Here is an 8,366-nt window from a genome sequence, read left to right on the forward strand (position 1 = left end):
GAGGGCAGGTGGCCCTCAGGGGTATCCAGGCGCTGCGCGCCTGGGAGGGGAACCGCCTCGCTGCGCTCGGCGCAGGCCGCTTCGCGGCCCAGAGCTCCCCCCTTCGGGGGAGGGAGCACTCCGCTTCGCTCCGTGCCGAGGGCCTTTGGCCCTCAGGGATACCCCAGCGCTGCGCGCCCGGGAGGGAACCGCCTCGCTGCGCTCGGCGTAGGCCGCTTCGCGGCCCGGAGCCTGCTCTTCGAGCAGGGCGCACTCCGCTTCGCTCCGTGCCTGGGGCCTTTGGCCCCAGGGGTACCCAACCGCTGCGCGCCTGGGGAAGGAACCGCCTGGCTGCGCTCGGCCGGCCGCTCCGCGGCCCAGAACCCTGCCCTTCGGGCAGGGTGCACTCCGCTTCGCCCCGTGCTGAAGACCCTCGCTGTGTTCGGGCGCGTTGCTTGGAGACCGAGGGCTTCGGCTATGGGGGAAGCAGGACTTCGTCCTGAGGGCCTATGGCCCCCAGGAGCACCCTGTGCTGAGCATGGAGGAGCGAACCGCCTCGCTGCACTGAGCAGGCGTTGTTTAGAGGCCCGCAGCCAGCTCTTTGAGCAGGGTGCACTCCGCTTTGCTCTGTGCTGAGGGCTTTTGGTTCTCAGCAGTACCTCAGTGCTGCGTGCTTGGGAAAGGACCAGCTTCCCCGAGTTAGGGAGGGTCTCTTCGGGGCCAGGACGTCCCCTTTTTTCAAACCGGAGCCGAGGCAGCGGGTTGCCTAATGCCAGCCCCCTGCCTTGAGCGGTGTCTTCGACAGAACCGGGCAGAGACTGCCACCTCAAGGAGCCAGCCCTCGTCCACGAAACAGCCCGTAACTTGCACCCAGGCCTGCACCCTGAGCCAAGCCAAGAGCGACCTCCCACATCAGGCCCTGACCCTGAAGAAGCCGGCCCAAGCACAGCAAGGGCATTCAGCGGGAAGTCGGGCGGGCTGGAGCCTTTCCGTTTCCAAGTGTGCGGGGTCCTCGGGTTGAGGGTTTGGAATCGGCCATTTGGTTTCCTTGGAGGTTTCAGGGTGCTTGTGGGGGTGGGGGGTGGCCTTCGCAGTGGCGAAGGTTGGGTCTGAGGTGCTGCGGTGTGTGCCTGGGTGTGGAGAGTTGGTGACCTGGGGGTTTGTGTGGGGTCTTAACGGCGTTAACGGGTGGTGGGGCTTGGGGTGTTAACGGCGTTAATGGTGTCGTGGGGGGTTTGATTCAAAATGTTGTGTGGATAGAGACGGGAATCAGTCAGATTCTGCGGGGTTGTGGTTGGGGTGAGGGGTTGCAGTTGGGGTCGGAGGGGTTGGGTTTTTGGGACGTCAGGTGGTTCTTGCCTGCTGGTTTGGACGGCGTTGAAGGCTTGGGCGGGAGCGACCACCGGCCTATAGAAGGTACGGAGATGCGTCGTCGCAGGTCAGAGGGGGTGCGGGGGAAAAGATATGTCCCCTCAGGAGGGACATATCTCGGGGGTTGTGTCGCTGCTAGGGGGACACAACGGCTGCAAAATGTCAGTGGTACTGACGTAAAACGCGCTAAAACGTCGGTGGTGCTGACGTATTGGGGGAGATCTGTCTGCGAACTGGTGGTGGGGCGGGTGGGGTTGGCGGGGGAGGGGCGGGAGAGGGGTCCGGGAACGGTGTGGCTGAGATATGTCACCTGTGAGGGGACACAAGACACGCCGAACGTCAACGAGCGTGACACTTGTGTCACCCTTGTTGACATACTGATCTCCGCAGATCAACGGAGTGGAGAGCAGCCTCGTGTCATCAGAGCCACAGCGCCGCCGGGGCAATCCGGTAGGGACCCCGCGTCCCGATCTGCCGGTGGACGACGCGATCTCCGCGTGGAGTCAGCCCCTGGCTCCGGTCAAGGACCTGGACAGCCTCGCGAAGCGGTACCCGACGCGGAAGCTGACCCTGGACGGCGAGCGCAAGCCGCTGGAGTTCTACGGGACCGAGAATCAGCCGAATGCGTTCTCGATGGACAGCCTCGAGTTCTTCCTCGTGATCGCCCAGTACTTCCGGGAAGCGCTGCCCCTACGGCTGATCCTGCTGCTCATTGCCTGCCAGCGGGCGGGGGGGCGGATTCCACTTACCCAGGAGGAGATGGCTACCATCCTGGATGTCAGCCGGACGAAGACGTCGGAAGCTCTGCACACGGTGATGTCTCATGGGATCGTCTTCAAGGTGCGGCGGGGTGTGTATCAGTTCAACCCGCCCTACAGTTACCGGGTAGCGGAGTTCATCCCGGGTACCGAGATGACGGGTGAGTTCGTGAAGGTGGAGCAGCACGGGACCATTTCGCAGATTCGTAGCGATACGAGCTTGCCGGACCTGGTGCGCTTCCCCTCGCTGGACCACATGAGGCAGGCCATCGCGGAACTGCGGGCCGAACGGGCAAGAGAGCGCGCTGCGCGTCGGGTGAGCCGGACGAAGCGCACGGGAGAAGGGACGGCTCAGTGAGCACCTTGCGATTCGCTGCGGTCAACGCAGACGGGCTGCTCTCCGACCTCGACCTGCCGCCGGCGGCGTACCGGGTACTGCTGAAGCTGCGTTCGCTCAGTGAGCCCGGTGGGCGGATCCTCATCGACCAGGCGACGGTCGGCGGGATGCTGGACCTGAGCCGGCCGAGCGTGAACGCCGCGCTGAGGAGCCTGGAGCTGGCGAAGTTGGTCCGGAAGATCCGCAACGGGGTCTACCAGATCAACCCGATGCTCGCGGGGTACACCTCGTTCGAGGACGCTGTCGCGGCCGTGAACGAGATGGACGCGGAGGAGCGGCTGGACGCGCGGGGCTATGTGGCCAGCTACCACCGGGCGGTGGCGGCGTATCAGGACCAGCTCGCCGAGCAGCGCAAGAAGCGGGCGGCCCAGGCCGTCGCGAAGAAGGCGGCTGAATCGAAGCGGCGTAGGGCGCTGCACGCGGTGGGCTGAGTAGGTGGTGTTTGTAGGGCTTCTGAGGGGTGCTCAGGGGCCTTTGGGGGCCCCGGAGTACTCCGGGGCCCTTTGTGGTTTCTGAGGGGCTCAGGGGGGCGTGTGTGGGGTCGCCGTGGGCTTTCAGAAGTTGAGCTCTACGTAGTCGATGTCGGTGAACTCGACGAGGAGGCCCTGGGCGCGGGCGCCGTGGTCCTTGAAGTAGATCTCCTGGAGCCCTTCGGCGGTGATGCCGCGGAGCTGGGCCTCGGTGGCTCCGGCCTCGTGGGCGGTGAAGAGGCGGGAGGCGTACTCCGGGGGGAGGTGCTGGGTGATGCGGCGCATCCGGCCGTCGTCGGTCGTACCGGGGGCCGCGCTGAAGCCGAAGCGGGCGCGGGTTTCGATGATCAGGCCGGTCTGCCGCGCGGCCTTGGCGCGGGCGCGCTTGCGGACGAGGGGCTGCCAGCGGCGGCGTACCTCGCGCTCCAGGCGTGCGGAGAGGGCCGGCTTGGGCTGCTTGATCTGGTCCTTCACGTACCGCTCCACCGTGCGCCGGGAGATGGCGAGGAGGTCTGCCACGGCCTTGGTCGATTTGAGCTGTTTGACGAGGTACCGGATCTGGGCGCCCGCCGACTTGGGGATGGGGCGGGTGAAGTGCTGTTCGTCGGCGCGGTCGAGGCTGTCGCTGATCTCGGACATGGGTGGCTCTTACTCTCCGTCGGCCGCGGCGTCGTGGCCCTTGATGTGGCGGGCGGGGTTGTGGCGTTCGTCGAGGAGCTGAACGGCCCAGAGGAGGGGCTGGGTGCCCTCGTGCTTGACCATGCCCGGGCTGACGCCGAGGCGGAAGCCGCCCGGTAGGGGCTTGCCCTCGGGGGTGCGGGGGAGGAAGTCGAGGGGGCTGGGGCCGTCGGAGAGGTAGACCGCGCAGTCGGAGAGGACGGCGATGGGGTAGAGGTCGGCTGCTGTCGCGAGTTTCTGCATCTTGCGGTGCATGTTGACGCGGGCCGTGGAGATGACGGCGGCGCGGATGTCGGGGCGCCAGGTGGGGCGTTCGAGGGCGGGCCAGCTCTCGCCGGGGCGGTAGCCGGCGCCCTGCGGGCGTTCGCGGAGCTTGCCGATGCCGCCCTTGACGGTGGACTTGATCGCGGAGAGGACCGCGGTGTGCGGGGCGGGGTTGTCGGGGTCGCCCTTGTACTCCGCCATGGCCTGCAGGAACTCGGCGTCCGTGAGGGCCGCGTGGACGCCAAGGTCCGCCATCGTCGCCATGTAGGCGTCGCGCAGGCGGGTGTACCAGGCGTCGAGGTACGGGCCGTGCTCCGGGCGGAGCCAGGCCTCGGTGGGCCGGACGGCGAGGCCGAGCTCCTGGGCGTAGGCGAGGGTCGGAGTGGCGTACCAGGCGGGGCCGGTGGGAGGTAGGCCGTGCGGGGTGAACGGGCTGGGGAGGCGCGGGTCCAGAGCGGCGGCTTCGGCGGAGAGGTCGGCCAGCCAGCAGCCGGGGAGCTTCGGGTCGAAGCGGGGGCCGTCCGTGTGGACCGCGGGGCCGGTGCCGACGAGGAGGCGGTTGGCGGCAGCGGCGAAGGCCATGTTCACGTCGATGCCGACGGCGTGGGTGCGGGTGCACTCGGCGTCGCTGAGGAGCTGGGGGTCGCGGATCCAGTCGTACGCCTCCTCGTCGAGGACCTGGTCCGGCGTCCGCTGGTGGGAGCGGGGGTAGAGCGCCGCGACGACCGGGTGCTCGTCGGGGGCTTCCGGGGGAGCGGGGTCGACGGGGCGGGTGAGGGAGCCGGGGACCGGGGCGGAGACCCAGGTGTTCGTGGACTCGTCGCGGGCGGCGCGGGTGGGCGGGCGCAGCGCCGTCATCAGCTCCAGGCCCGAGACGGCGGTGGAGCCGCGGGGGGTGAGGACGCGGGTCGCGTACGAGGTGAGCAGCTCGGCGAGTTCCGGTGCGGGGAGGCCGGCGGTGTGCTCGCCCCAGGCGCGGGGGTCGAGGGCACCCCAGGGGAGGATCGCGAGCTGGACGCACTGGCGGCCGGTGGTGGGGGTGGCGGGGCGGTAGATGCGGGGCCAGGGGCCGAAGCCGCGCCGGGTCAGCTGCCATTTTGATCTGGTGAGCTGCTTGATGACCGGGTGGTCGTCGGGGAGGCGCAGGCCGCGGCGGTCTTCGAGGACCAGGGGGAGTCCGAGTGCCTCGGTGGCGGCGGGGGTGAGGACGAGGAGGGGGTCGCCGTCCTTGCCGTTGCGGTGGAGGCGGGGGGAGCGGAGGTTGGCGGCGGGGGAGAGGGCCCACTCGACGAGGGCGGGGAGGGTGGGGGTGGCGGGGGGTGTGAGGACTACGCCTCGGGCGGCGTGGGCCTTTCCCGTCCCGTCCAGTACGGCCAGGGGGCCGTTGCCCTCGAGGAGGGGTGGGGGAGTGGACTTGGCGGCACCCGCGCGGGAGGGGGGTCGGGTGGTGGCCGTGGGCGTCGGGGTGTGGGGGGTGCTGGGGGTGGGGGTCGGGCTGCCCTGCGGGGCTGTTGGCCTACCCGTCTCTTCCTGAGACCGGGGCTCCGGTTGCGGGGGTGTGGCTGCCGGGGCGGCGTCAGCGGTGTGGGGGGTGGCGTTAACGGCGTTAATGGGTGCGGCGCTGCCGGGGGTGGGCCCGGCGCCTTCGGCGCGGGGCTGGGCCGCGGGTCGGCCTGCGGCGGCCTGCGGGGTGTTAACGGCGTTAATGCCGTGGAGGTCTGCCAGTCCGTTGAGGAGGCGGGCGTAGGCGGCGCGCTTGGGGGGGCGGGGAGCCGTGCGGCCGGTTTCCCAGGAGGTGACCGTTTCGCGGCGGACGGCCAGGGCCTGGGCGATCTGGTCCTGGCTCAGGCCTGCGGCCTCGCGGAGGCGCTTGCGCTCGTCCGGGTGCGGGAGGGCGTCTTGTGCCGCGGCCTCTTCCAAGAGGGCATCGACCGCGGCGAAGAGCGTGGTCTGTTCGTTTTCGTGCACGTTGGGCATGGGCACCTCCAGGCGCAGCTTATGCGAACCGCACCATGGAACGCACGTGAAACACACGTGGGGGGGCGTGGTGGTCCGATCGGGCCAACGCCCCCTTCGTGTCGGGTGGGGTCTGCTTCGGGGTCGGATCAGATGCGGGTCAGGAGGAGTTCTGTCACTGCCTTCAGGTCGTCCGGGGTGAGGTGGGCGGTGAGGGCGTCCGCGATCGTGTCCGGGGAGTCCGCCGCGATGGTGATGCGGCGGGGGGAGGTCGAGGGGGAGGGGGAGGAGGGAGCGGTCGAGGGGGAAGGGGAGGGTTCGGGGGCAGGGGTTGGGCGGGTGCGTTGGCGTGGGGGGTTAACGGCGTTAACGGCTTCCTCCGCCGCGGAGGCCTGGTCCTCCTGGGGGAGGCGGCCGATGCGGCGGGCGGGTTCCACCTTGAGTTCGCCCGTCTCCACCTTGTCCTGGAGTTCCGGGGTGAGGTTGAGGAGGGTCAGGCGCTGGGAGACCCACGCCGGGGTCTTGCCGAGGCGTTTGGCGACCTGGGCCTGGGAGCCGTGGACCTCGACGAGTTCCTGCAGGGCGCGGGCCTGGTCCATGGGCGCCACGTCGACGCGGTGGACGTTGGCGATGAGCGCCGACTCCAGAATGTCCGCCGCCGAGGATGCGAGGGAGTCGTTGACGTGGATCTGCATGGTGCGAAGGCCGGCGCGCTGGGCCGCCGCCAGGCGGCGGTTGCCGTCGATGACCACGTACGGGGCGCGGCCGAGGCCGTCGGTGTTGCCGGGGTGGGCCTCCATGAAGGCCATGCGGGTGGCGACGGCCAGGGGCTGGAGCTGGCCCCGGACCGTGAGGGAGGCGGCCAGCTCGTCGAGCTCCGTGAGGTCCTCACGGAGGTTGAAGGGGTTGTGGGCGAGCGCCTCGATCGGCACCTCCGAGGGCGGGACCACACCGGAGGTGGGGGCGCCCGTGGCCTCGGCGATGGCCGCGCGGCGGGAACTGACGCCTACGGGCTGGGCGCGGGCGAAGGAGCTCGAGACTCCGAGTTTGTCGGCCTTGCTCATGAGATCTCCCTTGCGAGGGCGCGCAGGGCGACCGCCTGCTCGCCCTTGGGTGCGTAGACGAACAGCGGCTGCTTCACGCGGACCGCTTCGCGCTGTTCCTTGAGGTCGGGAACGATGGCCACCACGCGCGGGTCCTTTATGTCCATCCAGGCCTGGAGGGAGGAGGTCGCGATGTAGCCGCGTCGGCCGTCGTAGAGGTTGACGACGAGACCGAGGTAGTCGATGTCGAGGCTGAGGTCGTCGCGGAGGTCGTTGATCTGGGAGGTGAGCAGGTCGTAGGCGTCCGCCGAGGAGTCCTCCGCTTGAACCACGATCAGCGCGCCGGAGGCTCCCGGCTGTTCGGCGTCGCGGCGGCGGCCGTAGTAGATGGCGGCGTCCATGCTGAGGCCGAGGCTCGGCGGGCAGTCGATGAGGATGACGTCGTAGTCGGCCTCGACGGGGGCGAGGGCCCGCTCGAGTGCGGCCTCGCGGGCGCGGACGGTGGAGAGGCGGACGTCGAGGAGGAACGCGTCCGTGCAGGCCGGGAGGATGTGGAGGCGGTCGCCGAACTGCTCGTCCGGGATGGGGACGATCAGGTCGGCGAGGGGGCCCTTGGCCTCGCCGGCCATGTGGCAGGTGAGGCTGTCGCCGCCGATGGGCAGCGGCTGCCGGCCGAGCTGCTTGGTGAGGTGGCCCTGGGGGTCGAAGTCGACGAGCAGGACGCGCATGCCGAGACCCGGCAGGTCTTCCAGGTCGACGGGAGGGGCGGACGCGGTGGCCTCCTGGCCCGTCTCGTCTCCGTCCTCGACGGCCGAGAGGCGGGCCAGTTGGCGGGCCACGCGGACCGGGTGGAGGCTGTCGGGGTCCTCGGCGAGGGCTTCGGCGGTGCCGGCGGTGATGGCGGTCTTGCCGACACCGCCCTTCTGGTTGCACACCACGATGCGGCGGACGACCGAGGGCCGCTTCACGGTGGGGGCCGGGTTCATCTCCAGCCAGAGGGAGACGGCTTGGGCGAGTCCCTGGATGAGGGAGACCCCGCGGTGCTTGGAGTCGGTGCGGAAGGACTCCCACTGGCCGGCGGGCAGCCAGGTGGAGAACGATTCGGCGCCGGAGGTGTCGACGGGGGAGGGGGAGGAGGCGAGCGCGCTCCAGTGGGCGATGCCCTGGTGGACGGCGTCCTGGATGTCCACCCGCAGCTGGGCGGTGCGGATCTTGAGTTCCTGGCGGAGCCACGGAGGGAGTTTGGAGACGACCTTCTCACGGTCGCTCGCTGACGAGGGTGAAGTCATGCGAGGGACTTTACTAACGTTCAAGGGTGTTCGTGGGCGCCACGCTTGAGTTTTGCTAACGAAGTGGTGTGGATCGGCCGGGAAGTGCCCCCAGGGGGGTGGGGTATGGGACAGGGCGGCCTCGCACACGCCGTGGTGAGCACCCCCGTGGTTCACCACGG

At 69.6% G+C, this 8,366-nt stretch carries 6 protein-coding genes; 2 read left to right on the top strand and 4 right to left on the bottom strand.

The features are described from left to right. Positions 1–1,827: 1,827 nt before the first annotated feature. Complete coding sequence (locus ABZY57_RS30860; protein WP_239516702.1) at positions 1,828–2,466, top strand: hypothetical protein; 639 nt, start codon at positions 1,828–1,830, stop codon at positions 2,464–2,466. Then, complete coding sequence (locus ABZY57_RS30865; protein WP_250744360.1) at positions 2,463–2,936, top strand: MarR family transcriptional regulator; 474 nt, start codon at positions 2,463–2,465, stop codon at positions 2,934–2,936. Before ABZY57_RS30860 ends, ABZY57_RS30865 begins: the two co-directional genes overlap by 4 nt. Before the next feature lie 123 nt (positions 2,937–3,059). Here ABZY57_RS30865 and ABZY57_RS30870 read toward each other — a convergent pair whose 3' ends face one another. From ABZY57_RS30870 to ABZY57_RS30885, 4 genes are all read right to left on the bottom strand, one after another. Continuing rightward, the gene (locus ABZY57_RS30870) at positions 3,060–3,614 is read right to left on the bottom strand and encodes an XRE family transcriptional regulator (RefSeq protein WP_356517544.1); all 555 of its coding nucleotides are present in this window, start codon (positions 3,612–3,614) and stop codon (positions 3,060–3,062) included. A gap of 9 nt (positions 3,615–3,623) precedes the next feature. After that, positions 3,624–5,894, bottom strand: coding sequence for a helix-turn-helix transcriptional regulator (locus tag ABZY57_RS30875; RefSeq protein ID WP_356517546.1), 2,271 nt, complete (start codon positions 5,892–5,894; stop codon positions 3,624–3,626). A 128-nt stretch (positions 5,895–6,022) separates the two neighbouring features. Then, positions 6,023–6,937: a ParB/RepB/Spo0J family partition protein gene (locus tag ABZY57_RS30880; RefSeq protein WP_356517548.1), complete on the bottom strand. Its 915-nt coding sequence runs from the start codon at positions 6,935–6,937 to the stop codon at positions 6,023–6,025. Beyond that, complete coding sequence (locus tag ABZY57_RS30885) at positions 6,934–8,205, bottom strand: ParA family protein (protein ID WP_356517550.1); 1,272 nt, start codon at positions 8,203–8,205, stop codon at positions 6,934–6,936. The genes ABZY57_RS30880 and ABZY57_RS30885 overlap by 4 nt, the downstream gene beginning before the upstream one ends. Positions 8,206–8,366 lie beyond the last annotated feature (161 nt).

The organism is Streptomyces sp. NPDC006450, from assembly GCF_040612195.1.
GTDB lineage: Bacteria > Actinomycetota > Actinomycetes > Streptomycetales > Streptomycetaceae > Streptomyces.